The sequence below is a fragment of the Burkholderia sp. Bp9012 genome, assembly GCF_003853825.1.
Classification (GTDB): domain Bacteria; phylum Pseudomonadota; class Gammaproteobacteria; order Burkholderiales; family Burkholderiaceae; genus Burkholderia; species Burkholderia diffusa.
The window spans coordinates 163,629-189,409 of record NZ_QTQA01000001.1 but is presented as its reverse complement, the minus strand read 5'-3'; the positions used below and the strand labels follow the sequence as shown (position 1 = coordinate 189,409).

Here is a 25,781-nt window from a genome sequence, read left to right as displayed (position 1 = left end):
GCCCGGCGGCTCGACGCCGGCATGTCGATCGTGACGTCATGCGGAGCGGACGGGTGCCGCCACTCGCGCCTTCAGCTTGCGCTGCGCCGCGCTGATCGCGATGAACACGACGGCGTTCACGGCGAGCGCGACCAGCCCGGGGTTGATCGACGTCAACGTGCTCGATGCGCCGGGGAACAGCGAGGCGAGCGTCACGCCGTAGTAGTTCGTCATCGCGATCACGATCGCACCGGCGACGATCCCGGCGAACGCGCCTTCCCGCGTGCCGAACGGCCGCTTCAGGAAGCTCGACGCGAGCATCGGCACGAGCTGGGTGAGCAGGCTCGACGAGAAGATCGCGAGCGTGACGAAGGTGGCACCGCCGCGCAGCACGAAGTAGACGACCACCAGCGTGAAGATCGGCAGCGCGATTCGCGCGACGCTCGTCACCTCGCGATCGGTCGCATTCGGCGCGAAGCCATCGCGGTAGATGTTGCGCGCGATCGTCGTCGATGCGTTCAGCATGATCAGCGAGCCCGGCACCAGCGCGGTCAGCAGGCCCGTGCCGCCGACGATGCCGACGAACCACGCGGGGAACGTCTGCTTCACGAGGCGCAGCAGCGCGAGGTCGGTCTGCGCGCCTTCGAGCCCGTGCACGGTCATCACGGCCGCGAAGCCGACGAGGAACAGGAACGCGATCAGCACCTGGTACAGCGGCATCAGGATCACGTTGCGGCGCAGCGCGCGTTCGTCCTTCGCGACGTAGATCGCGGTGAAGCCGTGCGGATACAGGTAATAGCCGAGCGACGTGAGCAGGATCGTCGAGTTGTACCAGCTCAGGTTGAAGCCGTGCTCGGGCATGCGCAGCAGTTCGGGATGCGCGGCGTCGATCTTCGCGAACATCTCGCCGAGCCCGCCGTAATAGTGCATCGGCAGGTACAGGCCGAGGAAGATCGCGATCGCGAGGATCAACACGTCCTTGAAGATCGCGATGCTCGCGGAGCCGTGAATGCCCGACACGACCATGTAGACCGCCATCAGCGACGCGGCGATCCAGATCGCGGCCGATTGCGGAATCAGCCCGTACGACATCTCCGACACGATCACGCCGAGGCCACGCAGCTGGATCATCAGCAGCGACACCATGGCGAACACGGCCACCACCGACACCAGCACGCCGATCGCGCGGCTGTCGTACTTCGACGCGAAGTAATCGGCGAACGACACGAGCCCGCGCTCCTTCGCGTAGCGCCACACCGCGGGCAGCATCCAGTAGCCGATCACGAACGCGAGGCAGCCGTACGACAGGATGTAGAACGCAGGCACGCCCTTGCTGTAGGTCCAGCCGCTCGCGCCGAGGAACGAGAACGTCGAGAACGCCTCGCCGGCCATCAGCAGGAACGTGAGCAGCGAGCCGAAGCCGCGCCCGCCGACGGCCCACTGTTCGAGCGTGAGCTTGCGGCCGCGCCGTGCCATCACGCCGATCGCGAGCGCGAACACGGCGAACGCCGCGATGATGAGGATCGATGCGTTCATCGCGCGCCTCCCGTGCGGCCGTCGCGAGCCTTATGGCCCTCGCCGCGCTCGTCGAGGTGGAACAGGATCGCGAGGATCGCGGCGGTCGCCGCCATCCAGATCAGGTTCCATACGAGCAGGAACGGCAGGCCGAACAGCAGCGGCCGCACCTCGGCGATCGAGCCGCCGGTGTACATCCCGACGAACGGCAACGCCGCCAGCAACAGTTTGAATTTCATCTATGTCTCCTCCGGAAGACGCGCGAACGCGTCAGGGCATCAGAACTTCTGGCGGATGCCGACCACCGCCGCCACCTGCGACGTCGACGACGACGGGCCGTCGGTGCCGTCGATCCACGCATGGCCCACACCCGACGACGCCTTCTGGTAGAAGCCGTTCACGTACACGTCGGTGCGCTTGGACAGCAGGTACTGAACGCCGGCCGACACCTGCTGGTAGTGACCGTCGTCGCCGCCGCGCGCGACCTTCGTATACGTGTAGCCGGCCGCGGCCATCAACGCGGGCGTGATCAGGTAGCGCACGCTGCCTTCGTAATTGCTGAAACGCAGCGCGCCGCCCGTCGCCTGGCCGAAGTTCGAGCCCGTGTACAGCAGCCCGAGCGTCGCCTGCCCGATCGCATAGCTGCCGCCCGCGCCCCAGATCTGCTGGCGCACCGCGTTCGACAGGCCGGCGCCGAACACCGACGCCGAGCCCGGGTAGTAGTTGTCGGACGCGACGGCGCCCGTCGCGCTGGCCGCCGGATGGTTCACGCGCGCATAGGCGGCACCCGCGTTCAGCGGCCCGTTCGCATACGTGACGCCCGCGCTCCACGTGTTGTCGTTCGAGAAGCCCGTCGAGTTCGAAAACCCGACCATCAAGTTCGCCTGCAGGCCCGCGATCGTCGGCGACACGTACTTGACCGCGTTGTTGGTGCGGAACGTGTTGTTGATGTCGTCGTTATCGAACGGATGCGTCGAGTACTGCGCGAGGAAACTGCTCATCTGCAGCGAACCGAGGATGTCCTGCGTCGAGTTGTACTGGCGACCGAGCGTCACCGCACCCCAGCTCGCGCCGCTCAGGCCGACCCATGCCGAGCGGCCGAACATCCGGCCGCCCTGCCCGAGCGCGCCGTTCGCGACGTTGAAGCCGTTCTCGAGCCGGAAGTTCGCCTTCAGGCCGCCGCCGAGATCCTCGGTGCCGATCAAGCCCCAGCGCGGGCCCGATTCGTTGCCGCCCGTGAACTGCCACAGCGCATGGCCCTTCGCGTTGTTCGTGTAGGTCACGCCGGCGTCGACGATCCCGTACAGCGTCACCGTCGACTGCGCATGCGCGGCGCCGGCGAACATCATCGCAATGGCCGCGCTCATGCACGCGACGCCCGTCTTCCTGCCCATCGTTCGCACCATCTCCGTCTTCTCCTCTCCAAACCGTCTTGTCGATGTTGTGTTGTGTTTTCTCGATGCTGGCCATACGCGCCGGTCGGCTTGTATGGACAGTGGCTGGATGGTATCCAGCCGCAATCGCATCAAGAAATGAAATGTTCAACTGGCCGGCAGTTGAAAATCGAATGGAGACGAATGAAGCGGAGGTGGGCGGGAAAAGCGCGCGCCTGCAAGCAAACAGAAAGCCTTGAGGCCCGCGTGACGTGGCGCACTTTGCTCAGACGTGAATGGCACGTGTAAGCAAGCTGACGAAACGGCGACGCGTGATGCGGCTATGCGGCGGCTACGCGGTTTTCCCGGACAGCCCGTGCATCGGCCGCCGCAATGCGGCGTCGAACGGGTTCGTGCGCGGGCCGATCGCATCGGCCTGGCGCCGCAGCAGTTCGACGACCATCGGCATCCGGTCGTCACCGAGGCGCGACGCCAGCGTGCCGACGCTCAGCGCACCGACCGGATAACCGGTGCGGTCGAGGATCGGCACCGCGACGCCGGCCATCCCGTCGAGCACGCCGCTGTTGCGCCCTGCATAGCCGAGCTGGCGCACGCGTTCGATCTCGGTGCGCAGGTATACCTCGTCGAGCACGCCGTAGCCGCGAATGCGTGGCACGTTGAAGCGGATCACTTCCTCGCGCTCGGCTTCCGGCAGGAACGCGAGGATCGCGAGGCTGCCCTGCCCGACGCCGAGCGCGATGCGCCCGCCGATGTCGCCGGTAAACGAGCGGATCGGGAACGGCCCTTCGCACAGATCGAGACACACAGCGTCGAAGCCGCTCTTCACGAGCAGGAAGATCGTCTCGCCGAGACTCGCGCACAGCCGCAGCAGCGCGGGCCGGCAAAGCGTGCGCATGCTGCTCGGGTTGCCGGCCAGCGCGGCGAGCGCGAAGAAGTCGACACTCAACCGGTACAGCTTCGACTGCTCGTCCTGTTCGACCATCCCTTCTGCGATCAGCGATTGCAGGATCCGGTGCGCCGTGCCTTGCGTGAGGCCGACGGCCTTCGCGAGGTGCGTGACGCGCACGCCGTCCTGCTGCATGCCGGCCAGCGCGCGCAGGATCGCGAACGCGCGCTGCAGCATGCCGGTGCCCGGCGCGCCGGCCGCATCGGCAGCGGCGTCCTCGTCCGGGGACGGCATGCGTGCGGCGCGCGACATTCCGCGCGAATGCGGTTCCTGCATGCGAGTTCTCCTCGATGATTTCATTGAACGGAATATGCCAGACGCCATTGTCGTGCCGCCGAAATGCGTCGGGCATCCGGGTGTGCACGGGATTGACGCGCGCTTTTCACCGCCTGGCCAGCCTTCATTCAACGGAACGATTTTTCTTCCATGCCCAAAAGTATTCCGCCAACCGGAATTTCTCAGAAATTCATCCCGCTGAGCAGAATTCGAAATTGACGCTCCCCAATATGGCTGGCTAGAGTCCGCGTCAATGACGCACCGGCCATCCGGTGTGCGAACCCGGAGCTCCCCATGTCGTTTCTCACGCTTACGGATCTGACGAAATCGTTCGGCGAACTCACCGCCGTCGCCGACGTCAACCTGTCGGTCGAACAAGGCGAATTCGTGTCGCTGCTCGGGCCGTCGGGCTGCGGCAAGACCACGACGCTGCAGATGATCGCCGGCTTCGTCGACGTCACGCGCGGCCGCATCGCGCTCGACGGTCAGGACATCACGCACATGAAGCCGAACCGCCGCGGGCTCGGCATCGTGTTCCAGAGCTATGCGCTGTTTCCCCACATGAGCGTCGCGGAAAACGTCGGCTTCGGCCTCGACATGCGCGGCGTCGACAAGGCGGAGCGCACCGAGCGCATCCGCGCGGCGCTCGCGCTCGTACGTCTCGATGCGCTCGCGCACCGCTTTCCGCGCGAGCTGTCCGGCGGCCAGCGGCAGCGTGTCGCGATCGCGCGTGCGGTCGTGATCGAACCGCCGGTGCTGCTGCTCGACGAGCCGATGTCGAACCTCGACGCGAAGCTGCGCGAAGAGATGCAGTTCGAACTGCGCGCCATCCAGCGCAAGATCGGCACGACGACGATCATGGTCACGCACGATCAATCGGAAGCGCTGTCGATCAGCGATCGCGTGGTCGTGATGGAAGCCGGCCGCATCACGCAGACCGATACGCCGTACCGCGCGTACGAACGCCCCGAGAACCACTTCGTGTCGCAGTTCATCGGCAAGGCGAACCTGCTGCCCGGCACCATCGTCGCGCACGACGGCGACGCAATTCGCATCGACCTCGGCCACGATCTCGCGGAAACGGGCCGCACCGCGCACCTGCCGGCGCGTGAGCGCGACGTGCGCATCGGCGACGCCGTGTCGGTGTGCATCCGCCCTGAAAAACTGCGACTGTGCGCGCCGGGCGCGGGCCGTTTCGCCGCGACGGTCACGAGCCGCTTCTTCCTCGGCAGCCAGTGGCTGTACCGCGTCGACAGCGCGCTCGGAGAAGTGCTCGTGTGTTGCCAGAACGAAGGCGCGGAGCCGCTCGCGGAAGGTGCGCCGGTCGGCGTCGACTGGCACAGCGATGCGGTGCGCGTGATGCGGCGGGAGGCCTGAATGGGACAGCCTGCCCGACCGCTCCCGACCGACGGCACGCCGGCCGCGCTCGCGCAATCGACCGGAGCCGCCGCTTCGGTCGATACGGCGCCGCTCCGCGCCACCAGTGGCCGCACGCTGCGTGTGTCATGGCGCGCCCATGCGCCGCTGTGGCTGATGTGCGCGCCCGCGTTCCTGCTCTTCGCCGCGCTCGTGCTCGTGCCGCTCGGGATGACCTTCGCGCTCACGTTCTACCGCTACGATCCGGCCACGGGCCCGATCGCCGCGTTCCAGTTCGGCAACTACGCGGAGGTGCTCGGCTCGTCGTACTTCCACACGATCTTCGCGCGCACGTTCGGCATCGCCGCGCTGACCACCGCGATCTGCGTCGCGATCGGCACGCCCGAAGCGTACGTGCTGTCGAAAATGCGCGACCCGTGGCGCTCGCTGTTCCTGCTCGCGATCCTCGCGCCGCTGCTCGTGTCGGTCGTCGTGCGCGCGTTCGGCTGGAGCATGCTGCTCAACACGAGCGGGCTCGTGAACCAGGCGCTCGGGCTCGTCGGTCTCGGGCCGTACAAGCTCGAATACACGACGTTCGCGATCGTGATCGCGCTGGTGCACGTGATGCTGCCGTTCATGGTGATCCCCGTGTGGACCGCGCTGCAGCGGCTCGATCCGCAGACCGAGCACGCGGCGCTGTCGCTCGGCGCGTCGCCGTTCACGACGCTGCGCCGCATCGTGGTGCCGCAGCTGATGCCCGGCGTGCTGTCCGGCAGCCTGATGGTGTTCGGGCTGTCGGCGAGCGCGTTCGCGATTCCGGGCCTGCTCGGCGGACGCCGGTTGAAGGTCGCCGCGACCGCCGTCTACGACGAATTCCTCGGCTCGCTGAACTGGCCGCTCGGCGCGACGATCGCGGTACTGCTGCTGGTCGCGAACCTCGTCGTGATGCTCACTTACTACCGCGTGCTCGAACGCCGCTATGCGCGCAGCCTCGGAGGCGCTTCCCGATGAGAAAGAACGGCCCGTTCGCCCTGGCGTTCCACACGCTCGTGATCCTGTTCGTGCTCGCGCCGCTCGTGATCGTCGTGCTCGTCGCGTTCACGCCCGACGAAACACTGACGCTGCCGACGCACGGCGTGTCGCTGCGCTGGTTCCGCGCGATCCTCGACTATCCGGACTTCGTCACCGCATTTGCCAACAGCGTGAAGCTCGCGTTCGCGTCGGCGACGCTGTCGCTCGCGATCGCGTTGCCCGCCGGGCTCGCGATCGGCCGTGCGGCGTTTCCCGGCCGCGCGTTCCTGAACGGCCTGCTGCTGTCGCCGCTCGTGATCCCCGGCCTCGTGCTCGGCATCGCGCTGCTGCGGTTCTTCGCGCTGATCGGCGCGACCGGCTCGTTCGCGTGGCTGGTGCTCGCGCACATGATCGTCATCACGCCGTTCGTGATGCGGCTCGTGCTCGCATCCGTGGCCGGCCTCGATCGCAGCGTCGAACAGGCCGCGTGCTCGCTCGGCGCCGATCCGTGGACGACGTTCCGCCGCATCACGCTGCCGATGATCGTGCCCGGCATCACCGGCGGCTGGCTGCTCGCGTTCATCAACAGCTTCGACGAACTGACGATGTCGATCTTCGTCACGTCGCCGCAGACGGTCACGCTGCCGGTGCGCATGTACATGTACGCGACAGAATCGATCGACCCGATGATGGCGTCGGTGTCGGCGCTCGTCATCTTCATCACCGCCGGCGCGATGCTGCTGCTCGATCGCGTGTACGGCCTGAACCGCATCCTGATCGGCCAACACTGATGACGACTTCCGTTTCCCGTTCCACCGGCATCGCGGACGACGGCGCGCAGTTCGTGCGCATCGCCGAATGCGAGCGCGCCGCCGTCGCGTTCACGCTCGACGGCCGTCCCGCGCACGCGCTCGCCGGCGACACCGTGCTCACCGCGATCCTCGTCGCGCAGCGCCGTGTGCGCGTGAGCGAATTCAGCGGCAAGCCGCGCGCGGGCTTCTGCCTGATCGGCGCGTGCCAGGACTGCTGGGTGCGCACCGAGGCCGGCGCACGCGTGCGCGCATGCTCGACACCGATCGCCGACGGCATGCGGATTCTCACCGGCGCGCAGCCCGCCGCAGCCGGAGATGCATCATGAACGACGCATTGCGACCGGTGATCGTCGGCGCGGGACCGGCCGGCGTGCGCGCGGCCGAGGCGCTGGTCGACGCGGGGCTGCGCCCCGTCGTGATCGACGAGAACGCGCGTTGGGGCGGACAGATCTATCGTCAACCGCCGGCCGACGGTGCGTTCGCGCGCGGCAAGCGCGTACTGTACGGCTTCGAGGCCGCGAAGGCCGATGCCGTGCACCGGACCATGGCCGCGCTGCTGCCGCACGTCGATTACCGGCCGAACACGCTCGCATGGGCGTGCGGCGCGGGCCGCGTCGACGCGCTCCAGGACGGCCGCGAGACGACCGTGCCGTTCTCGCACCTGATCGTCGCGAGCGGTGCGACCGATCGCATGCTGCCGGTGCCGGGGTGGACGCTCGCCGGCGTCTACACGCTCGGCGGCGCGCAGGTCGCGCTGAAGGCACAGGGCTGCGCGATCGGCAGCCGCATCGTGTTCGCGGGCACGGGACCATTGCTGTACCTCGTCGCCTACCAGTACGCGAAGGCCGGCGCGCAGGTCGCGGCGGTGCTCGACACGAGCCCGCTGCGCCAGCAGGCGGCGGCGGCTCCCGCGCTGCTGCGCATGCCGTCCACGTTCGCGAAGGGGCTCTACTACATCGGCTGGCTGCGCGCACACGGCGTCGCGATCGAAACGGGCGTCACGCTCGAGCGCGTGCTCGGCGAGCGGCACGTAACGGGACTCGCTTGGCGCGCGGCCGGCGGCGACGCGCCGCCGCGGCTGCTCGACTGCGATGCGCTCGGCCTCGGCTTCGGGCTGCGTTCGGAAACGCAGCTTGCGGATCTCGCCGGCTGCCGGTTCCGTTTCGATCCGCTCAACCGCGCATGGCTGCCAGAACGCGACGCGGCCGGCCGCACGTCGGTGCGCGGCATCTACGTCGCGGGCGACGGTGCCGGCATCGCAGGCGCCGACGCGGCCGAGGCGTCCGGGCGACGCGCGGCACTGGCGCTACTCGACGATGCGGGCATCGAGACGCCGTCGCCCGCGCGTTCCGGCAAACCCGACGCGGCGATGCTGGAACGCACGCTCGCCCGGCTCGGCACGTTCCGCGCGGGCCTCGAAGCAGCGTTCGCGCCGCCCGCCGCACTCGCCGCGCGCTGCCCGGACGACACGATCGTGTGCCGCTGCGAGGAAATCGACGCGGGCACGCTGCGACGCTGCATTCGCGGCGGCGAAGCGACCGAGCTGAATCGGTTGAAGGCGCTGACACGCGCCGGGATGGGCCGCTGCCAGGGCCGCATGTGCGGCGACGCGACCGCACTCGTGCTCGCCGCGGAAACCGGCCGCTCGCTCGCGGACGTCGGTCGGTTGCGCGCGCAACCGCCGGTGAAGCCGTTTCCGATCTCCGCCGCGCTCGCGGGCGACGATGTCGCGGCGATTCCCGACGAGGCGCGCGATGAATGAACTTCGCCACTACGACGTCGCCATCGTCGGCGGCGGGCTCGTCGGTGCATCGGCCGCGCTGGCGCTGACGCGGCGCGGCTTGCGCGTCGCCCTGTTCGAGCGCCGCGACTGTGGCGCACAGGCGAGCGGCGTGAACTACGGCGGCGTGCGCTGCCAGGGCCGCCCGGCCGAACAGCTGCCGCTCGCGCTGCGCGCACGCCGCATCTGGGACCGCCTGCCGGAGCTGATCGGCATCGACGGCGAGTTCGTCGTGTCGGGCCATTTGCGCCTCGCGCGCAGCGACGCCGATCTCGATGCACTCGACGCCTATGCGGCGCTCGCCGGCGAGCACGGCCTGCCGCTGCAGGTGATGCGCGGCGATGCGTTCCGTCGCCGCTATCCATGGCTCGGCCGCGCGGCGGTCGGCGGCTCGCTGTGCGCGACCGACGGACACGCGAACCCGCGCGTCGTGTCGCCCGCGTTCGCGCGTGCAGCCCGAGCGGCAGGCGCCGACGTATTCGAGCACGCGCCGGTCGACGATGTCCGGTACGACGGCACGCGCTTTCACGTTCATGCGGGCAACCACGCACGCACCGCAACGTGGCTGATCAATTCGGCCGGCGCTTGGGCGAACACGATCGCAGAGCGCTTCGGCGAAGCCGTGCCGATGGAGCCGATCTATCCGAACATGTGGGTGACCGAACCGCTGCCGCCGTTCATCACGCACAACCTCGGCGTGTACGGCGGCGGCGTGTACGCGCGGCAGGTCGCGCGCGGCAACTGCGTGATCGGCGGCGGGCGCGGCAGCGGCGACGGCGAGTTCGGCCAGCCGTCGGTCGATACGACACGCTCGGTGATGCGCGATGCGTGCGCGCTGCTGCCCGCCTTGCGCGACGCGCTCCTGATCCGCACGTGGAGTGGCGTCGAAGGCTGCACGCCGGACCACAACCCGATCATCGGCGCGAGTCGCACCACGCCGAACCTGCTGCATGCGTTCGGCTTTTCCGGCGGCGGCTTCCTGCTCGCGCCGGGCGTCGGCGAGGTGCTCGCCGACTTCGTCACGACCGGCGAAACCACCACACCAATCGATGCATTCTCGATCGGACGCTTCGCACCGCGAACCATGCCGACCGCCCCTTTCCGTCAAGAGGAGACCCAACGATGAAACTGCTCGGAACGATCGCGGCGGCTGCCGCCCTCTGCATCGCAGGCGCCGGCGCGCCCGCGTTCGCGCAAACGAAGACGATCTACGTCGGCATGAACGGCGGGCCGATGGAAAAGGCCTACACGAGCCAGGTGCTGCCCGACTTCGAGAAGGCGAATAACGTGAAGGTCGTCGTGGTACCCGGCACGTCATCGGACGTGCTCGCGAAGCTGCTCGCGAACCGCAACAAGCCGCAGATCCACGTCGCCTTCCTCGACGACGGCGTGATGGCGCGCGCGGTCAGCCTCGGCGTGTGCCAGAAGCTCGACGATTCGCCGGTGCTGAAGGAGCTGTACCCGTTCGCGCGGATGAAGGATGACGTTGGCGCGGGCGTGCAGCTCGGGATGACCGGCATCGCGTACAACAGGAAACTGTTCGCGGAAAAAGGCTGGGCGCCGCCGACGTCGTGGATGGACTTCGCCGACCCGAAGTACAAGGGCAAGGTCGTGTTCCAGTCGGCGTCGAGCAGTACGTTCGGGCTGCACGGATTTCTCGCGATCAACCGGCTGCTCGGCGGCAACGAACAGAACGTCGAACCCGGCTTCAGCAAGTGGGCGAGCACGGTCGGGCCGAACGTCGTCGAGTACATCCCGAACTCGGCGAAGATCTCCGAGATGGTGCAGACCGGCGAGGCCGGCCTGTTCCCGCTGACGCCGACCGGCGTCGGCGACCTGCAGGACAAGGGCATTCCGGTCGCGTATGCGAACCCGAAGGAAGGCCCGGTGCTGCTGCTCGTCGACCTGTGCGTGGTCGCGAACAACCCGGATCCGCAACTGGCCCAGAAGCTCGCGCAATTCCTGCTGTCCGCGCCGGCGCAGACGAAGGCGGCCGAGGCCGGCAAGCAGATCCCGACCAACCGTCTCGCGAAGATGCCCGCCGCGATGCAGCAAAGCCTCGGCAACGTCGACGATCTGGTGCGCAAGGTGACGGTGGTCGACTGGACGGCGATCAACGCGCGCCGCGCGCAGTGGGACACGCGCTGGAACCGGCAGATCGAGCGTTAACAGGCGCCGGCGCGCGCGGGCACGGCCGTGCGCGCCGCGACCATCATTTGCGGGAGTGATGACACTCCCCTTTTTCTGCGGATTTGACCGGGGCGGCGGTGCCGACAACACTAGCCCGCAGTGCCGCATGCGTTCCAGAGACGGCACGCACCCGCCCCCTTCAGAGTCCGCCATGTACCCGACCGACACCGTGCAGTCCCCGAGCGCCGCCCGGCCGCTCGCCGACCGGCAGCTTCGCCGAATCGTCATCGCCTCCGTCGCCGGCAACGCGATGGAATGGTATGACTTCTTTGTCTACGGAACGGCCGCCGCGCTCGTGTTCGGCCACGTGTTCTTTCCACCGGGCGCGTCGCCGCTCGCCGGCAGCCTCGCCGCGTTCGCGGCGTTCGCGCTCGGCTTCGTCGCGCGGCCGCTCGGCGGGATCGTGTTCGGCCATGTCGGCGACCGTTACGGCCGCAAGGCGTCGCTCGTGTGGACGCTGCTGATCATGGGCGCGTCGACGTTCGCGATCGGCTTGCTGCCGACCTACGCGCAGGTCGGCCTGTGGGCACCGGCCGCGCTCGTCGTGCTGCGGCTGTTGCAAGGCATCGCGTCCGGCGGCGAATGGGGCGGCGGTGTGCTGATGATCAGCGAGAACGCACCGCCCGAGCAGCGCGGCTACTACGCGGCGTGGAGCCAGCTCGGCGTCGGCGGCGGCTTCGTGTTGTCGTCGGCCGCGTTTCTCGCCGCACAGGCACTGCCCGACGACGCGTTCCGCACCTGGGGCTGGCGGCTGCCGTTCCTCGCGAGCATCGCGATCTTCGCGATCGGCATCTATATCCGCCGCCACCTGCCGGAAAGCCGCGACTACGAACAGGCCGGCAAGCGCGGCGCGCACACGCATTTACCGGTCGTCGAATGCCTCCGCCGCCATCCGAAGGAAATCCTGCTCGCGATGGGGCTCCGTGTCGCCGAAAACGGCGGCGCGTACATCTTCCTCGCGTTCTCGCTCGTCTACGGCAGATATGTCGGCATCCCGAACGGCGTGATGCTGACCGGCGTGATGATCGCGATGGTCGTCGAGATGGCCGCGATGCTCGCGTGGGGCCGCCTGTCCGACCGGATCGGCCGCAAGCCCGTGTACCTGATCGGCGCACTGAGCCTCATCGCGTGTGCATACCCGTTCTTCTGGCTGCTCGACACGCGCGCGACGCCGCTCGTGTGGCTCGCGCTGACGGTCGGAACCGCGGTGAGCCACGGCGCGATGATCGGCACGCTGCCCGCGCTGGTCGGCGAGCTGTTCAGCACCGAGGTGCGCTATTCGGGCGTCGCGCTCGGTCATGAAGTCGCGTCGATCTTCGCGGGCGGGATGTCGCCGTTGATCGCGACCGCGCTGCTCGCGCGCTACCAGGCTTCGTGGCCTGTGTCGCTGTTCCTCGTTGCGCTCGGCCTCGTGACGGTCGTGACGCTATGCGCGATGCGCGAGACGCGCGTCGTGCGGGCTGGCGATTCGCACGGCGACGGGGCGTGAGCGTGCGGCGCGCCCGCGCGCAGGTCGGGCCACGTGCGCCAGCCGGCCGTGGCCGATGCAGCAGCGCGTCGTGCTGGCAGGCATCCCCACCCTGCCAGCACCGCCCGGCGCCCACGCGGCCCTGCCGCGACGGCTACATACCCGATGCCCGCCCCGCGCCGTCGAACACCGGCGCCAGCCCCAGATGATCGAGCAAGCGCCCGAACTCGCCAAGCCGCTGCCGCATGTACGCGGCGACGTCGACGTCCGCATAGTCGTGGAAGCCAGCCCCCGTGCGCACGCCGTCGCGCCCGGCTTCCATGTTGCGCACGACGCTGTCGGCCGGCGCAAAGCGCGGGCCGATTTCGCCGGCGAGATACGTCGACGCGTAGTACAGGATGTCGCAACCGCCCCAGTCGATGAACTCGAGCAGCCCGAGCACCGCGAAGCGCGGGCCGAAGCCGGTGCGGATCGCGGTGTCGATGTCCTCGGCGCTCGCGACCCCCTCTTCCACCATGCGCACGGCCTCGTTCATCGCGAGCGCCTGGATGCGCGGCACGATGTAGCCCGGCGCCGGCCCGCAGATCACCGGCTTCTTTCCGACGCGTTCGAGCAGCGCGGCCAGTGCATCGACGACCCGTTGATCGGTCGCGCCGCTGCGGCTGATCTCGACGAGCGGCATCAGCAACGCCGGGTTCAGCCAGTGCGCGTTCAGCATCCGTTCAGGGTGTGCAACATGGCGCTGCAGCTCGGTGACGACGAACGTCGACGTCGTCGACGCGATCGTTGCGCGCGCATCGACATGCGCGCCCAGCCAGCGCAGCGCGTCGACCTTTGCATCGAGCACTTCGGGCAGCGCTTCGAACACGATGCCGGCGCCGCGCACGGCGTCTGCCGCGCCGTCTCGCGCGACCAGTGCGATACGCGCGACCACGGCCCTGGCCTGCGTGTCGTCGATACGCCCGAGCGCGACCTGCGCATGCAGCGGCCGCAGGATCTCGCCTCGCGTGCGATCCTCGAACACACGCCATCCTTGCGCGTCGCGCGGCTTGAAGTCGATCAGCGTCACGTCGAGGCCCGCGAATGCGAAGACGAGCGCTATCCCCTGCCCCATGCGTCCGGCGCCAAGCACGTGCACGCGCGTCACGTCGGTGGCGGGCGTCATGCGGCGTATCCCGCATCGAGCAGCGCGCGCATCGCATCGCGCGACAGGGCGGCAAGGCCGAACCCGTCCAGCGTACGGCCTTGCGCATACAGGTCGCGCCCGGTCACCGCCGACGCGACGCTCAGCAGCCCCTGCGCAACGGGCGTCGGCACGTTCGCCCAACGCCCGCACGACACGATGAACGACAGCCCGAGCCGGGTGTCCTCGAGCATGTAGCGATGCGTGCACAGATCGATCTTCTCGCGCCAGTCGCCGCTGTCGGTCAGCTTGCCGTGCGCGCCGCGCCCGTACATCCATTCGTCGCCGTCGGTCGCATAGTGGTCCGCGAGCGGGAAATGCGGCGCGCGATAGCCGAGTGCTTCGCGCACGGCGATGCGTTCTGCGTCGAGCGCGTTCGTCACGCGGCGGATCGACGGTTGCGTGCCTTCGTTGTGGATGTCCCACGCGTCGAAGTGTTCGAGCGGCCCGGCGTTCATCAGGATCAGCGGCGGGTGGATCACCGGGCCCGCATTCATCAGCGCGCCCGACAGCGCATCCTCGACCGGCTCGACCGGCGGATAGCCCGCGCGGAGCACGTCGAACGCCCAGCCGGCCGCGTTCGCGGGAAACACGCCGGTCGGCAGGCGCGTCGCATACGCGCTGATCACGACCGCGTTCTCGCCGTGCTTGCGCACCAGATACGGCAGCGTGCCCGTCTCCGCATACGCAACGCGCGCACGGTTGCCGGCGTCGGCCGCCGCGCGCGCGAACACGAAGCTGCCGAACGTGCCGGGCGGCAGGAACACGACCTGGCCGTCCTCGAGCAGCGGCGCGACCTGCGCCGCGAGCGCGTCGTGCGAAACGGCCGGCAGCGGCACCACGACGAGCCGCGCGCCGCGCAGCGCGGCCTCGAGATCGTCGGTCAGGCGGATCGCGCCAGGCGCGTCGCCGAGCGGCACCGCGCGCTTGCCGCGATAGTCGGTCACGTGCAACGCGCCGAGCTCGCGCAGCCGCGCATGCGGTTCGCGGTCGCGCCGCCACCACGTCACGTCGTGGCCCTTCTCGAACAGGTCGATCGCGGCCGCATGGCAGCCGTGGCCTCCGCCCAGTACACATACCTTCATCGTTGTCTCCCGGTGAGTGGATGGTTCCGAGACTACGCGGTGGCGCATATCGCGTCGCTTCGAAACGCGCAACGGCACGCCCGTTCGCGCAACGCAATCGCAACAACACGCACGCCGCCGCGCTCACGCATCCAATACGAGGCCACCATATGGATATCGCGCTCTCCCGACATGCGCCGAACCGGCTCGGCACGCTGCATGCGCCCGACGAAGTCGAACGCGCGGTCGCGCACCGGCTCGGGCCGCACCGGATGGCCGCGCGCGGCCGCGATCCGTTTCATGCGGAGCTGTATGAGGTGCCGCTGCATCACGGCGCGCTGCTCGAACTCTGCTACGGCCGCGAAACGCGCATCGATTTCGGCGACGATGCCGATCATTTCCTGTTCCGGCTGACGCTGTCGGGCGCGTGCGAACTGCGGGCCGGCGATGGCGTCGCGCGGGCGGGCCCGGGCCAGCTGACCGTGTCGTCGCCGGCGCGCGCGAGCCGCCTGTGCACGAGTCCCGATTGCCGCAACCTGGTGCTGCGACTCGAACGCGGCGCACTCGAACGCAAGCTGCGGGACATGCTGCACGCGACGCTCACGCGGCCGCTGCAGTTCGATCTCGCCGCCGGCGGCAACGGCACGGGCGTCGCGCTCGTGCTGCCGACCTTCGAATACCTGTGCCGGCTCGGCGCACAGCCGCACATCGGCGCGTCGACGACGACGTTCGGCGCCGATCTCACCGCTTGGCTGATGTCGCTGCTGCTCACACACCTGCCGCATTCGTACAGCGCTGCGCTGGCGCGCGGCACGCCGCCGCTGCCGGCGCATGTGCGCCGCGCATGCGACCACGTCGACGCGCATCTGGGGGATCCGCTCGCGCTCACCGCGCTGGCAGCCGTCGCGGGCGTCGCGCCGCGCACGCTGCAGCACGCATTTCGCGCGTTCCTGAACACCACGCCGGCCGCATACGTGCGCGAGCGCCGGCTGGCCGCGGTGCACGCCGCGCTGGAACGCGGCGACGCACGCAGCGTGACCGACGTGCTGATCGCGCACGGCATTCATGGCTTCGGCCATTTCGCGAAGGCCTACGCGCGGCGTTACGGCCACGCACCTTCCGTCACCGCGAGGCAAGCACGATGACGCATTCCGCCACCGGCCGGCCGCCGGCCCGCCATGAAGCCGCGCCGCACGACGCGGACGCGCCCGACGGCCTGCGCGTGCAGGACCTCGACCTGAATCTGCTGAAGACGTTCCGCGCGGTCTATACGGAGCGGCATGTCGGCCGTGCGGCGTTGCGGCTCGGCGTCACGCAGCCGTCGGTCAGCTACGCGCTCGGCCGGTTGCGGCTGATGTTTCGCGACGCGCTGTTCGTGCGCACCGGCACCGGCGTCGAGCCGACGCCGCGCGCGCAACGGCTCGCCGTGTCGGTCGACAAGGCCCTCGCGATCCTGCAAGACGTGCTCGACGAAGGCTCGCGGTTCGTGCCAGACAGCACGCAGCGCGTGTTCCGGCTACACATGAGCGACTTCGCGGCGAGCGCGTTCCTGCCGACGCTGCTCGCGGAATTCGACCGGCGCGCACCGGGCGCGGTGATCGAGACGCTGCACGTCGACGAATGCCAGCTCAACGTCGCGCTCGAATCGGGCCGCATCGATTTCGCGCTCGGACATTTCGCGGACGCGTCGAGCCACTTCCAGCGCACCGCGCTGCTGCACGAGCGCTGCGTGCTGCTGATGCCGCGCCGCACCGCGCAGCGCGTCGCGCTGCCCGACGATTTCGTGCTCGACGGCGACGCGCCGGACACGCTGCGCTTCGTCGCGGTGTCCGCGCATCCGCAGTCGATGCAGTTGCTCGTGCGGCACGGACTGATGCCGCGCGTGCGTGCGGCGCTCCCCGACTTCATGGTGGTGCCTGCGTTGCTCGAACAGGGCGACTATGCGCTGATCCTGCCGGAAACGATCGCGATCACGTTCGCCGCGCGGCAGCCGTGCGCACTGTACGAGATCGCCGGTGCCGGCGAGTGGGCGGTCAATGCGTACTGGCACCGGCGCTTCGATGCGGACCCGGGCCATCGGTGGTTGCGTGCGCTGCTGCTGGAGTTGTTCGATATCGGCCGGCAGGCGCCGTTCGATGCATGGCTCGCGCCGCAACCGCCCGCCTGCGCGTAGCGGCGCAGGCGGACAGGGCCAACCGTCGGCGGTCAGAACGACGTGAGGATGCCCGCGACGATCGAGCTGGCGGTCGCGCCGGGCTTGGCGACCGCGACGCCGCCGCCCGCCGCGCCGTTCACGACGAAGCGCGCATGTGCGCCGTTGCGCACCATCGCGGCGCCCGTGTACAGCACCGTGCGCTTCGACAACGGATAGTCGAAGCGGATGCCGTACGAATCGGCGTTGCCGTCGCTGTCGGCCACCTTCCGGTAGTGGCCGATGCTCAGCAGCAGCGACGCGCGCCCGATCGGCACCGTCGCGCTGAGTTCCATCGTGTCGCTGTGAGGATACGCGCTCTGACTGTCGATCGCGGCCGCGACGTCCGGGCCGCCGCGATGCCGCATGTACAGCGCAGCGATCTTCACGACGTCGAAGTCGTACGAGATCGCGCCGACCGTGTAGTTGCCGTTCGCGGCCGGGCTCGTGTCGCCGAGCGCGGGTGCGGCGACCGGGCTGAACTTCTGCTGCATGTAGTCGACGTCGACCGACAACCCGCCGCGCACGTAGTTGAGGCCCGCGCCGTACGTGTCGCCGAGCGATGCCGGCCGGCCGGCCGCGCCGTTGGTGCCGCGCGCGGCCATCGCGCGCAGCATGAAGCCCGCATAACGCGGCGACGTGTAGCGCATCGCGTTGCGCACGCGCAGGAACGCGGGTCCGACGAAGTTGTTCGTCGCGTTGCCCCATGCGAGGCCCGCGCCGAGGCCGGGCAGGCTGTACGTGACGAGCGTGGTATGCACGATCGTGTAGAGCTCGCCGAGCTGCACGCCACCGAACGGCCCCGTGATGCCGACCCAGGCCTCGCGGCCGAACAGCGCGCTGCTGTTCGACAATGCGCCACTCGCCGCGTTGAAGCCGTCCTCGAGCTTGAAGATCGTCGCGTAGCCGCCGCCGAGATCCTCGACACCCTTCAATCCCCACTGCGATGCCCACAGGTTGCCGTTGCCCATGCGTGTCACGTGGTTCGGCCCGGCGTTCGCGTACTCGATCGCGGTATCGACGCGGCCGTAGAGCGTCACGCTCGATTGTGCGACAGCCGGCAGCGATACGCATGCAAGCAGCGCGGCAAGCGGTGCGGCAAGCCGGTCGGCTCGCCCGTTCGGATGGTTCATCTTGGTCGTCCCGTGGAGATTGCGGCGCCTGTCGGCATCGCGCCGCTTGATGTGAAGCGCATTCGCCGCGAAGGGCCAACGCTGCCGATCAAAAACGGGCCGAGTCTAGGAACGACAATTTCGGACGTCGACGCAATCCGCTCTATAACGCTTATAGATGTGCCGCATGATGCGCACGCGCCCCGCCGCACGCGCGCTGCGCGGCGCCCCGTGCGCACGGCCTCGGTGTTTTCTTTATCCGGGTCGGTAGATGTCCGTGTGGCGCGGCTGTCACTCCGGCTATGGCGGCCGAATTTGGCCGACTACGCTGCCTCTCCAATCGTGTCACCCGCACGCTTTCGCGCCGCGACGGCACCCGGCCCGCGAGGCCGGCGCCGCGCTTTTCCACCGCCCGCTCCAGGAGAATCCGCATGTCTGCACCCACGGCCCGCGCTGCCGACGGCAAGCGCTATACGTACGAATGGTATGTCGTCGTCATCTGCATGCTCGCGTATGTCTTTTCGTTCGTCGATCGCCAGGTGCTCGTCCTGATGATCGAACCGATCAAGCGCGACCTGCATCTCACCGACACGCAGTTCAGCCTGCTCAACGGGTTCGCGTTCTCGCTGTTCTACGCGGTGATGGGGTTGCCCGTCGCGTATCTCGCCGACCGCTACGCACGTCCGCGCATCATCTCGCTCGGCATCGCGCTGTGGAGCGTCGCGACCGCCGCCTGCGGGTTCAGCCAGCACTTCGTGCAGATGTTCGTCGCGCGGATGGGCGTCGGCGTCGGCGAGGCCGCGCTGTCGCCCGGCGCGTATTCGATGCTCGCCGACTATTTCCCGAAGGAGAGGCTCGGCCGCGCGATCGCCGTGTATTCGCTCGGCTCGTTCATCGGCGGCGGCGTCGCGTTCCTGATCGGCGGCTATGTGATCGCGCTGCTCAAGCACGCGAGCGCGTTCACGCTGCCGGTCGTCGGGCAGGTGCATGCGTGGCAGGTCACGTTCCTGATCGTCGGGCTGCCGGGGATTCTCGTCGCGCTGCTGTTCGCGGCCACCGTGCGCGACCCGCAGCGCAAGGGGCTCGCGCAGGATCGCTCGGGCGCCGTGCGACGCGTGTCCATGCGCGACTCGCTGCGCTTCGTCGGCACGCATCGCACAACCTTCGCGTGCCATTACCTCGGCTTTTCGTTCTACGCGATGACGCTGTACTGCCTGCTGAGCTGGACGCCCGCGTTCTATATCCGCCGCTTCGGCATGACGGCCGTCGAAGCCGGCTACACGCTCGGCATCGTGCTGCTCGTCGCGAATACGGCCGGCGTGTTCTGCGGCGGCTGGCTCAACGACTGGCTGCTGCGGCGCGGCCGCACCGATGCGCCGATGCGTGCCGGCGCGATCGGTGCCGCATGCATGGCGATTCCCGCGACGCTGTTCACGCAGCTCGACAGCCTGCCGGCGTCGCTCGCGATGCTCGTCGTCGCGATGTTCTTCGCGTCGTTTCCGATGCCGACGTCGACCGCCGCGATGCAGACGCTCGCGCCGAACCAGATGCGTGCGCAGATCTCCGCGCTGTTCCTGCTCGTGTCGAACCTGATCGCGCTCGGCATCGGCACGACCGTGGTCGCGCTGTTTACCGATCGCGTATTCGGCGCGCCGGCCGCGGTCGGCCATTCGATGTCGATCGTCAACGTAGCGGCGGCCACGCTCGCCGCGCTGCTGCTGGCAGCCGGGTGCCGGCACTATCGCCGCAGCCTCGATCGCGAACGCGGCCATGCATCGGCAGCCGCGCCGCAGGCGGCCGAGGCTGCCAACGCGATCGCCGCCCGCTGAACATCGAGCGCAATCGGTCGCCTGGCCATCATCCATCTCACTGATTCGGGCATCGCTTTTTAATCGATTTGATTTATGCGATACCTCTCCCTATTCTCGATCGCATGACGGCGTGGTGTCTGCCGCGCCGCGTTCCTCCTCCCCCACGGATTTACCCATGCAAGCGAACCGCCACCAAGTCCGGATCGACGCGCTGATCGACGCGGCGCAGGACATCCGCTGTTTCCGGGTTTCGCGCGTCGACGGTCAGCCGCTCGACGCATACGAACCAGGCGCCCATATCGACGTCACCGCGCCGTCCGGCATCACGCGGCAGTACTCGCTGTGCGGCAACCCCGACGAGCGCGGCAGCTACCTGTTCGCGGTGAAGAAGGAAGCGCAGTCGCGCGGCGGCTCGCGTTCGCTGCACGACGACGTGACCGTCGGCGCCGAGCTGTCGATCGGCGCGCCGCGCAACCTGTTTCGTCTGACGGATGACGCAAGCGAGCACGTGCTGATCGCGGCCGGCATCGGCATCACGCCGCTGCTGTCGATGGCCTATGCGCTGCACAAGCGCGGCGCGCGCTACCGGTTGCATTACTTCGCACGCAGCCGCGAGCACGCGGCCTTCGTCGAAGAACTGTCGGCCGAACCGTTCGCGTCGCACGTGACGTTCCACTACGGCATCGAGCCCGATGCGCTCGCGGCCGAGCTGGGCCGCTGCGTCGAATCGGTCGATGCGCACGCACACGTCTATACGTGCGGCCCGGGGCCGTTCATGGATGCAGTCGTCGCGGCAGCCGCGACGCGCTTGCCCGACGATTCGATTCATCTCGAACGCTTCGCTGCCGAACCGGCCGCCGTCGGTGCGGACCATGCCGGCGCCGGCCCCGCACACGGCTTCGAAGTGCGCCTGCAGCGCAGCGGGCAGTCGGTACGCGTCACGCCCGACACGTCGATCGTCGACGCGCTCGCGCGGATCGGCATCGAGGTCGATACGTCATGCGGCGAAGGCGTGTGCGGCACCTGCATGGTGCCGGTGCTCGACGGCGAGCCCGATCATCGCGACCACTGCCTCAGCAAGGCCGAGCGTGCAAGCAATACGGTGATCTGCTGCTGCGTGTCGCGTGCGCGATCGGCGGTGCTCGTCCTCGATCTCTGATGCCTTGATGCATGGAAGAACCGACATGCGGGCGCGCACGCGCCGCGCAGCCGTCACGCGTCGAACCGCTCGACGATCTCGGCGAGCAGCGCACGCATCCACGCGTTGCCCTCGTCTTCGTGGAAATGCTCGTGCCAGTGCATCGTCACCGGCGCGGGCGGCAGCGTGACGGGCAGGTCGTACAGCCGGAACGCGTTATCGCGGTTAAGGATCTGCGCGAGCCGCTTCGGCAGCGTCGCATAGAGATCGGTGACCGACAGCACGCTCGGCAGCGCGACGAAATGCGGCACTTCGAGCGCGATGTTGCGGCCCACGCCCTGCGCGCGCAATGCGTCGTCGAGCGCGTGATGGCTGTGCTCGACCGATTTCACGTTGACGTGCGCGGCGCGCACGAACTGGTCGAGGCTCAGCGCGGCGCCACCTGGCAGCCCGCGCCGACGGCCCGTCATGCAAACGTAGGTCTCCTCGAACAGCACCTGGTGACGAGTGCGCGGCATCAGCTCCGGCAGGTTGCCGATCGCGAAATCCAGCCGGCTCGCGCGCAACGCTTCCTCGATCTCCTCCACCGGCAGCGGCTGCACGCTCAGCGTCACGCGCGGTGCACGTTCGCGCAGCGCCTGGCAGATCGCCGGCAGGTACGCCATCTCGCCCGCGTCGGACAGCGACAGCCGGAACGTGCGCGTGCTGGTGGCCGGATCGAAGCGCTCCGCGTAGCGCAGCGCCACACGCACCATGTCGAGCGCCTTGCCGACGATGCCCGCGAGTTCGAGCGCGACCGGCGTCGGCTGCATGCCCGCGCGCGTGCGCACGAACAGCGGATCGTCGAACAGCGTACGCAACCGGCCGAGCGAATAGCTGACGGCCGGCTGCGACAGCGCGAGCCGCTCGCCGGCCTTCGTCAGGCTGCGCTCCTCGACGATCGCCTGGAATACGCGCAGCAGGTTCAGATCGAGATGATCGACCGATGTCATAACCGCCTCCACTATTCGTCCAATTGATGCGTGAACGCATTCTAAATCAGTGAAGCGGATTATTACGCGGGCGGCGAGAATTCGCCGTCAGGCTTCCGGCCGATGGAACATCTCGTGGATGACACCGCGCAGCCATGCGATGCCGGGGTCCGCCGCGAACTGCACGTGCGTGTGCATCTGGATCTCGATCGGCGGCAGCACGAACGGCAGCGGAAAGATCCGGAACGCGCGACCGCGATTGAAACGCTCGGCGACGCTGCGCGGAAAGATGATCGCCAGATCGGTGTGCTGAACGATCTCCGGCGCGACGATGAAATGTGGCAACCGCAGCACGACGGTGCGCTCGACGTGCAGCTCGTCGAGCCACTTTTCGACCATGCGGTGGCCGGTCGCATTGCTGCTCGCGTAGACGTAGCGCAGCGCGGTCAGGTCTTCCTGCGTCGGCGCGCGCTTGCGCAGCGGGTGGCCCGCTCGAACCATGCATACATGCTCGTCCGAGAACAGCGTCTCGCTCACGCAGCCGAGGCCCGGGTCGGGCACATAGCCGAGCGCGAGATCGATCTCGCCGCTGCGCATCGCGGCGCCGACCGCCTCGACCGCCGCGCTCGCGATCTCGACGTGAATGCCCGGCGCGACTTCCGCGAGCTTCGCGAGCAGCGGCGGCAGGAAATAGAACTCCGACATGTCGGACATCGAGAGGCGGAACGTGCGGCTGGCCGTGGCCGGATCGAAATGCGCGACCTGTTGCACCGCGAGATCGATGATTCCGAATGCCCGCGTCAGCGGGCCGTGCAGCTGGCGCGCCACGTCGGTCGGCGCCATGCCGGCCGGCGTGCGCACGAACAGCGGATCGTCGAAGAGATTGCGCAAGCGCCGCAGCGCGTGGCTGACGGCCGGCTGTGTGAGCCCGAGCCGCTCGCCGGCCGCGGTGAGGCTGCGCAGCTCCGAAATCGCGAGGAACACCCGCAACAGGTTGAGGTCGGTGACGACCGGATGGGATTTGGTCATGGCGCTCGCAAGCAGCGGCGGGGGCGCGTCGGCACGACCGGCAAGCGGTCGCGCGACGCGGCGCAGACTACTCGGCCGATGTTATCTCAAAACTTTCGCTCGCCATCGGGAAATGCGGCGTCGCGCCCGAAAACGGCGGCAGCGCATCGAAATCGCTGCGCATCAGCAGGCGGACCGGCGACGCCAGCGCGTGCGCCAGTGCATCGGCATCGTCGAACACGACCTTGTTGCGTTGCATCGCGTGCGCGCGCGGCGCCGGCAGCGCGCTCCGGTAATCGACGCGCGTGTAGATCTCGATCGCGCGGATGCCCGGCAATTGCGCCATCAGCGGCGGATGACGATCGAGGTAGTGCGACAGCCACGCGTTCGGATCCTCGGCCTCGCCTTCATAGCTGACGAGGAAGGTACAGCTTCGCGCGCCCGGGCCCACACCCGGGCCCGCCACCTGAATCCGGCGCACGGCCATCGCCTGCTGCGCGACGCGCCAAGCTGCCGCCTGCCATCGCACCATGCAGGCGTATGCGGCGCCCGTCGGCGCAAGCGTCGCTTCGAGCGCGTCGAGCTCGGCGAAATAGCCTTGCAGCACGCATGCGGGCGATGGCGGCCGCGCCACGGGGTCGGCACGGTCGGCGGCCAATGCGACGGGCCGATGGACGACCAGCCGCTCCAGCCCGGGCGCGGCGCGCAACGCCGCCACGGCATCGCCGATGCCGGCCAGCGGCACGTCGGCGGCGGCATCGGCGCCATGCTCGACGATCAGGAACAGGCAGACTTCCATCCGTCACCCCGCCTGCGCGGCCAGCGGATGCGCGAGCCGGTGGAACGCGCGGCCGAAGTAGATCAGCCCGTCGGCCGCCGCATGCAGCGCGATGTGATCGACCTCGACGAACATCACCGAATGCGAACCGACCGACTTGCTGTCGATGATGCGCCCTTCGAGGCTGACGTTCGCATCGGCCAGCACCGGCACGCCGGTTTTGCCGTCCAGCCAGCGCGTGTCGTCGAAGCGCGTATCGCCCGGCGCCGGCGTCATGCCGGCGAACGTCCTCGCGACCTCCTGGCACGCGGACGGCAACAGGTTGATCGCGACGCGCCCGTTGCCGCGCATGATGTCGTGCGCGCGGCTGCCGCGGTTGATGCACACCAGCATCGTCGGAGGCATATCGGTCACCGAGCAGACCGCGCTCGCGGTGATGCCCCAGCGGCCGTGCGCACCGTCGGTGGTGATGACATTGACGCCGGCCGGCAGGCGCGACATCGCCTCGCGAAAATCCTGGCGGACGTCGCATTGGATCGTTGCTTCGTTCATCTTGTGCTCCTGCTGCGAAGAATCGGCGTGGTGCCGATCACGGGTACGGCGTAACGGGTACGATGCCGGCAAACACGGCGCCGGAGCCGTCGTAGGTCGCCTCGCCGAGAAACGCGTGCTGCGTGACCACGATCGAATCGCGCACCAGCTGCTGCAGCCGGTTCTCGCGATAGATCGCGGCCGTGCCGGCAAGCTGGTAGGCCTGCATCACGACCTTCGCGCACACCTGCGCGGCATGCGTCGCGCTCAGGCGCAGCAGGTTCGCCTGCTGCGGCGATACGGGCCGGCCAGCGGCCAGCGACGCCCACGCGGCTTCCGCCGTCTCGTAGAAAAACGCCCGCGCACTGCGCCAGTCGGCCTCGGCCTTCGCAAGCCCTTCGCGGTAATACGGACGATCGGCGAGGCGCGGCGCGCCGGTGGTCGTCTTCGTCGCGCCCGACATCGCGGTGAGCAGGTCCAGCGCGGCGCGCGCGATGCCGACGTTCACGGCCGCATGCACCTGCGCCTGGTACGCGACCGCCGGATAGCGGTACAGCGGTTCGTCGACGGTCGGCTCGCCGCCGCGCACGAACGTCCAGGCTGCGTCGACGAACCGGTCGTTCAGCGCCAGGTCGTGACTGCCGGTGCCCTGCATGCCGACCACGTGCCAGTTCTCGACGATCTCGACGTCCTCGGCGCGAAACACGGCCGTGAACGGCTTGCCCGGCGCGCCGCCGTCGGCCGGCGCACCGCCGATGCCGACACCGATCCAGTCCGCCCCCTTGCAGCCGCTCGCGAAGCGCCAGCGGCCCGTCACGCGGTAGCCGCCCGGTGCGGGCCGGGCCGGCTGCAGCGGGTAAAGCCCGCCCGCGAACACCTGGTCGGGGCCGTCCGCGTAGATCGTGCGCTGCGTGTCGAGCGGCAGCGCGGCGAGATACGTGTTGGCCGAGCCGAATGCCGCGACCCACGCGGCCGAACCGTCGGCGATCGCGATCCGTTCGAGCATCGCGAGAAATACGTGCGGCGGCAGCGCGTCGCCGCCGAAGCGCGCCGGCGTGCCGGCGCGGAAGATGCCCGCGCGTTTCATCATCGCGATCACGTCGCGCGGCACGTGCGACAGCCGGTCGAATTCGTCGCGCCGGCGTTCGACCTCGGCGATCACCGTATCGAGAGGCAAAGGTGACCGGTCGGCCGGTTGCAGCGGCACGGGCACGTCGGGCACGACGGCACGGATGGCGGAATGAGCTTGCATGGTGATGTCCCGAAA

24 protein-coding genes are annotated in these 25,781 nt (G+C 68.8%); 12 read left to right on the top strand and 12 right to left on the bottom strand.

What is annotated here, in order from left to right; all coding sequences use genetic code 11:
- Positions 1-36: 36 nt before the first annotated feature.
- The 4 genes from DIE11_RS00870 to DIE11_RS00855 all read right to left on the bottom strand — a co-directional run bounded on the left by DIE11_RS00870 (position 37) and on the right by DIE11_RS00855 (position 4,110).
- On the bottom strand, positions 37-1,515 hold the full coding sequence (locus tag DIE11_RS00870; RefSeq protein WP_059601323.1) for a sodium:solute symporter: 1,479 nt from the start codon (positions 1,513-1,515) through the stop codon (positions 37-39).
- A complete protein-coding gene (locus tag DIE11_RS00865) occupies positions 1,512-1,733 on the bottom strand; it encodes a DUF3311 domain-containing protein (protein ID WP_124620884.1) in 222 nt (73 codons plus the stop codon). The genes DIE11_RS00870 and DIE11_RS00865 overlap by 4 nt, the downstream gene beginning before the upstream one ends.
- A 39-nt stretch (positions 1,734-1,772) precedes the next feature.
- Entirely contained in the window at positions 1,773-2,888 is a 1,116-nt protein-coding gene (locus DIE11_RS00860; protein ID WP_185633700.1) for a porin, read from the bottom strand.
- Positions 2,889-3,219: 331 nt separating this feature from the next.
- Positions 3,220-4,110 (bottom strand): IclR family transcriptional regulator, encoded by an 891-nt coding sequence (locus tag DIE11_RS00855; protein ID WP_124620880.1) that lies wholly within the window; start codon positions 4,108-4,110, stop codon positions 3,220-3,222.
- Positions 4,111-4,404: 294 nt separating this feature from the next.
- Here DIE11_RS00855 and DIE11_RS00845 point away from each other — a divergent pair, with 294 nt between their 5' ends.
- The 8 genes from DIE11_RS00845 to DIE11_RS00810 all read left to right on the top strand — a co-directional run bounded on the left by DIE11_RS00845 (position 4,405) and on the right by DIE11_RS00810 (position 12,748).
- Positions 4,405-5,487 carry an ABC transporter ATP-binding protein gene (locus DIE11_RS00845; RefSeq protein ID WP_124620878.1) on the top strand — a complete coding sequence of 361 codons (1,083 nt, stop codon included), beginning with the start codon at positions 4,405-4,407 and terminating at the stop codon, positions 5,485-5,487.
- Entirely contained in the window at positions 5,488-6,477 is a 990-nt protein-coding gene (locus tag DIE11_RS00840) for an ABC transporter permease (RefSeq protein ID WP_124620876.1), read from the top strand.
- On the top strand, positions 6,474-7,268 hold the full coding sequence (locus DIE11_RS00835) for an ABC transporter permease (RefSeq protein WP_124620874.1): 795 nt from the start codon (positions 6,474-6,476) through the stop codon (positions 7,266-7,268). Before DIE11_RS00840 ends, DIE11_RS00835 begins: the two co-directional genes overlap by 4 nt.
- On the top strand, positions 7,268-7,615 hold the full coding sequence (locus DIE11_RS00830) for a (2Fe-2S)-binding protein (protein ID WP_124620873.1): 348 nt from the start codon (positions 7,268-7,270) through the stop codon (positions 7,613-7,615). Before DIE11_RS00835 ends, DIE11_RS00830 begins: the two co-directional genes overlap by 1 nt.
- A complete protein-coding gene (locus DIE11_RS00825; RefSeq protein WP_124620871.1) occupies positions 7,612-9,051 on the top strand; it encodes an NAD(P)/FAD-dependent oxidoreductase in 1,440 nt (479 codons plus the stop codon). The genes DIE11_RS00830 and DIE11_RS00825 overlap by 4 nt, the downstream gene beginning before the upstream one ends.
- Positions 9,044-10,195 carry an FAD-binding oxidoreductase gene (locus tag DIE11_RS00820; protein ID WP_124620869.1) on the top strand — a complete coding sequence of 384 codons (1,152 nt, stop codon included), beginning with the start codon at positions 9,044-9,046 and terminating at the stop codon, positions 10,193-10,195. The genes DIE11_RS00825 and DIE11_RS00820 overlap by 8 nt, the downstream gene beginning before the upstream one ends.
- The gene (locus DIE11_RS00815; RefSeq protein WP_124620866.1) at positions 10,192-11,238 is read left to right on the top strand and encodes an ABC transporter substrate-binding protein; all 1,047 of its coding nucleotides are present in this window, start codon (positions 10,192-10,194) and stop codon (positions 11,236-11,238) included. Before DIE11_RS00820 ends, DIE11_RS00815 begins: the two co-directional genes overlap by 4 nt.
- A gap of 172 nt (positions 11,239-11,410) precedes the next feature.
- Positions 11,411-12,748 (top strand): MFS transporter, encoded by a 1,338-nt coding sequence (locus tag DIE11_RS00810; RefSeq protein WP_124620864.1) that lies wholly within the window; start codon positions 11,411-11,413, stop codon positions 12,746-12,748.
- A 133-nt stretch (positions 12,749-12,881) separates the two neighbouring features.
- Here the strand turns inward: DIE11_RS00810 and DIE11_RS00805 are convergent, their stop codons facing one another.
- Positions 12,882-13,892 (bottom strand): 3-hydroxybutyryl-CoA dehydrogenase, encoded by a 1,011-nt coding sequence (locus DIE11_RS00805; RefSeq protein WP_124620862.1) that lies wholly within the window; start codon positions 13,890-13,892, stop codon positions 12,882-12,884.
- Positions 13,889-14,995: an NAD/NADP-dependent octopine/nopaline dehydrogenase family protein gene (locus tag DIE11_RS00800; protein ID WP_124620860.1), complete on the bottom strand. Its 1,107-nt coding sequence runs from the start codon at positions 14,993-14,995 to the stop codon at positions 13,889-13,891. Before DIE11_RS00800 ends, DIE11_RS00805 begins: the two co-directional genes overlap by 4 nt.
- Positions 14,996-15,144: 149 nt before the next feature.
- Between DIE11_RS00800 and DIE11_RS00795 the strand changes: the two genes are divergently transcribed.
- Positions 15,145-16,119 (top strand): AraC family transcriptional regulator, encoded by a 975-nt coding sequence (locus tag DIE11_RS00795; RefSeq protein WP_124620858.1) that lies wholly within the window; start codon positions 15,145-15,147, stop codon positions 16,117-16,119.
- On the top strand, positions 16,116-17,147 hold the full coding sequence (locus tag DIE11_RS00790) for a LysR family transcriptional regulator (RefSeq protein ID WP_124620856.1): 1,032 nt from the start codon (positions 16,116-16,118) through the stop codon (positions 17,145-17,147). The genes DIE11_RS00795 and DIE11_RS00790 overlap by 4 nt, the downstream gene beginning before the upstream one ends.
- Before the next feature lie 32 nt (positions 17,148-17,179).
- Here DIE11_RS00790 and DIE11_RS00785 read toward each other — a convergent pair whose 3' ends face one another.
- Positions 17,180-18,298, bottom strand: a complete 1,119-nt coding sequence (locus tag DIE11_RS00785) for a porin (RefSeq protein WP_124620853.1) — start codon at positions 18,296-18,298, stop codon at positions 17,180-17,182.
- Between the two features lie 410 nt (positions 18,299-18,708).
- Between DIE11_RS00785 and DIE11_RS00780 the strand changes: the two genes are divergently transcribed.
- Positions 18,709-20,106: an MFS transporter gene (locus DIE11_RS00780; RefSeq protein ID WP_124620851.1), complete on the top strand. Its 1,398-nt coding sequence runs from the start codon at positions 18,709-18,711 to the stop codon at positions 20,104-20,106.
- A 157-nt stretch (positions 20,107-20,263) separates the two neighbouring features.
- Complete coding sequence (locus DIE11_RS00775; protein ID WP_124620849.1) at positions 20,264-21,247, top strand: PDR/VanB family oxidoreductase; 984 nt, start codon at positions 20,264-20,266, stop codon at positions 21,245-21,247.
- Between the two features lie 53 nt (positions 21,248-21,300).
- Here the strand turns inward: DIE11_RS00775 and DIE11_RS00770 are convergent, their stop codons facing one another.
- The 5 genes from DIE11_RS00770 to DIE11_RS00750 form a co-directional block, all read right to left on the bottom strand.
- Positions 21,301-22,218: a LysR family transcriptional regulator gene (locus tag DIE11_RS00770; RefSeq protein WP_059601285.1), complete on the bottom strand. Its 918-nt coding sequence runs from the start codon at positions 22,216-22,218 to the stop codon at positions 21,301-21,303.
- Positions 22,219-22,305: 87 nt separating this feature from the next.
- Positions 22,306-23,226: a LysR family transcriptional regulator gene (locus tag DIE11_RS00765; protein WP_124620847.1), complete on the bottom strand. Its 921-nt coding sequence runs from the start codon at positions 23,224-23,226 to the stop codon at positions 22,306-22,308.
- Positions 23,227-23,293: 67 nt separating this feature from the next.
- The gene (locus DIE11_RS00760) at positions 23,294-24,004 is read right to left on the bottom strand and encodes a hypothetical protein (RefSeq protein ID WP_059601281.1); all 711 of its coding nucleotides are present in this window, start codon (positions 24,002-24,004) and stop codon (positions 23,294-23,296) included.
- Positions 24,005-24,007: 3 nt separating this feature from the next.
- Positions 24,008-24,535, bottom strand: coding sequence for a flavin reductase (locus DIE11_RS00755; RefSeq protein ID WP_124620845.1), 528 nt, complete (start codon positions 24,533-24,535; stop codon positions 24,008-24,010).
- A 37-nt stretch (positions 24,536-24,572) separates the two neighbouring features.
- Positions 24,573-25,766, bottom strand: coding sequence for an acyl-CoA dehydrogenase family protein (locus DIE11_RS00750; protein ID WP_239007127.1), 1,194 nt, complete (start codon positions 25,764-25,766; stop codon positions 24,573-24,575).
- Positions 25,767-25,781 lie beyond the last annotated feature (15 nt).

Coding starts and splice junctions, on each gene's coding strand:
- DIE11_RS00870 (WP_059601323.1), bottom strand. CDS start 1,515: ATGAACGCATCGATCCTCATCATCGCGGCGTTCGCCGTGTTCGCGCTC.
- DIE11_RS00865 (WP_124620884.1), bottom strand. CDS start 1,733: ATGAAATTCAAACTGTTGCTGGCGGCGTTGCCGTTCGTCGGGATGTAC.
- DIE11_RS00860 (WP_185633700.1), bottom strand. CDS start 2,888: ATGGGCAGGAAGACGGGCGTCGCGTGCATGAGCGCGGCCATTGCGATG.
- DIE11_RS00855 (WP_124620880.1), bottom strand. CDS start 4,110: ATGCAGGAACCGCATTCGCGCGGAATGTCGCGCGCCGCACGCATGCCG.
- DIE11_RS00845 (WP_124620878.1), top strand. CDS start 4,405: ATGTCGTTTCTCACGCTTACGGATCTGACGAAATCGTTCGGCGAACTC.
- DIE11_RS00840 (WP_124620876.1), top strand. CDS start 5,488: ATGGGACAGCCTGCCCGACCGCTCCCGACCGACGGCACGCCGGCCGCG.
- DIE11_RS00835 (WP_124620874.1), top strand. CDS start 6,474: ATGAGAAAGAACGGCCCGTTCGCCCTGGCGTTCCACACGCTCGTGATC.
- DIE11_RS00830 (WP_124620873.1), top strand. CDS start 7,268: ATGACGACTTCCGTTTCCCGTTCCACCGGCATCGCGGACGACGGCGCG.
- DIE11_RS00825 (WP_124620871.1), top strand. CDS start 7,612: ATGAACGACGCATTGCGACCGGTGATCGTCGGCGCGGGACCGGCCGGC.
- DIE11_RS00820 (WP_124620869.1), top strand. CDS start 9,044: ATGAATGAACTTCGCCACTACGACGTCGCCATCGTCGGCGGCGGGCTC.
- DIE11_RS00815 (WP_124620866.1), top strand. CDS start 10,192: ATGAAACTGCTCGGAACGATCGCGGCGGCTGCCGCCCTCTGCATCGCA.
- DIE11_RS00810 (WP_124620864.1), top strand. CDS start 11,411: ATGTACCCGACCGACACCGTGCAGTCCCCGAGCGCCGCCCGGCCGCTC.
- DIE11_RS00805 (WP_124620862.1), bottom strand. CDS start 13,892: ATGACGCCCGCCACCGACGTGACGCGCGTGCACGTGCTTGGCGCCGGA.
- DIE11_RS00800 (WP_124620860.1), bottom strand. CDS start 14,995: ATGAAGGTATGTGTACTGGGCGGAGGCCACGGCTGCCATGCGGCCGCG.
- DIE11_RS00795 (WP_124620858.1), top strand. CDS start 15,145: ATGGATATCGCGCTCTCCCGACATGCGCCGAACCGGCTCGGCACGCTG.
- DIE11_RS00790 (WP_124620856.1), top strand. CDS start 16,116: ATGACGCATTCCGCCACCGGCCGGCCGCCGGCCCGCCATGAAGCCGCG.
- DIE11_RS00785 (WP_124620853.1), bottom strand. CDS start 18,298: ATGAACCATCCGAACGGGCGAGCCGACCGGCTTGCCGCACCGCTTGCC.
- DIE11_RS00780 (WP_124620851.1), top strand. CDS start 18,709: ATGTCTGCACCCACGGCCCGCGCTGCCGACGGCAAGCGCTATACGTAC.
- DIE11_RS00775 (WP_124620849.1), top strand. CDS start 20,264: ATGCAAGCGAACCGCCACCAAGTCCGGATCGACGCGCTGATCGACGCG.
- DIE11_RS00770 (WP_059601285.1), bottom strand. CDS start 22,218: ATGACATCGGTCGATCATCTCGATCTGAACCTGCTGCGCGTATTCCAG.
- DIE11_RS00765 (WP_124620847.1), bottom strand. CDS start 23,226: ATGACCAAATCCCATCCGGTCGTCACCGACCTCAACCTGTTGCGGGTG.
- DIE11_RS00760 (WP_059601281.1), bottom strand. CDS start 24,004: ATGGAAGTCTGCCTGTTCCTGATCGTCGAGCATGGCGCCGATGCCGCC.
- DIE11_RS00755 (WP_124620845.1), bottom strand. CDS start 24,535: ATGAACGAAGCAACGATCCAATGCGACGTCCGCCAGGATTTTCGCGAG.
- DIE11_RS00750 (WP_239007127.1), bottom strand. CDS start 25,766: ATGCAAGCTCATTCCGCCATCCGTGCCGTCGTGCCCGACGTGCCCGTG.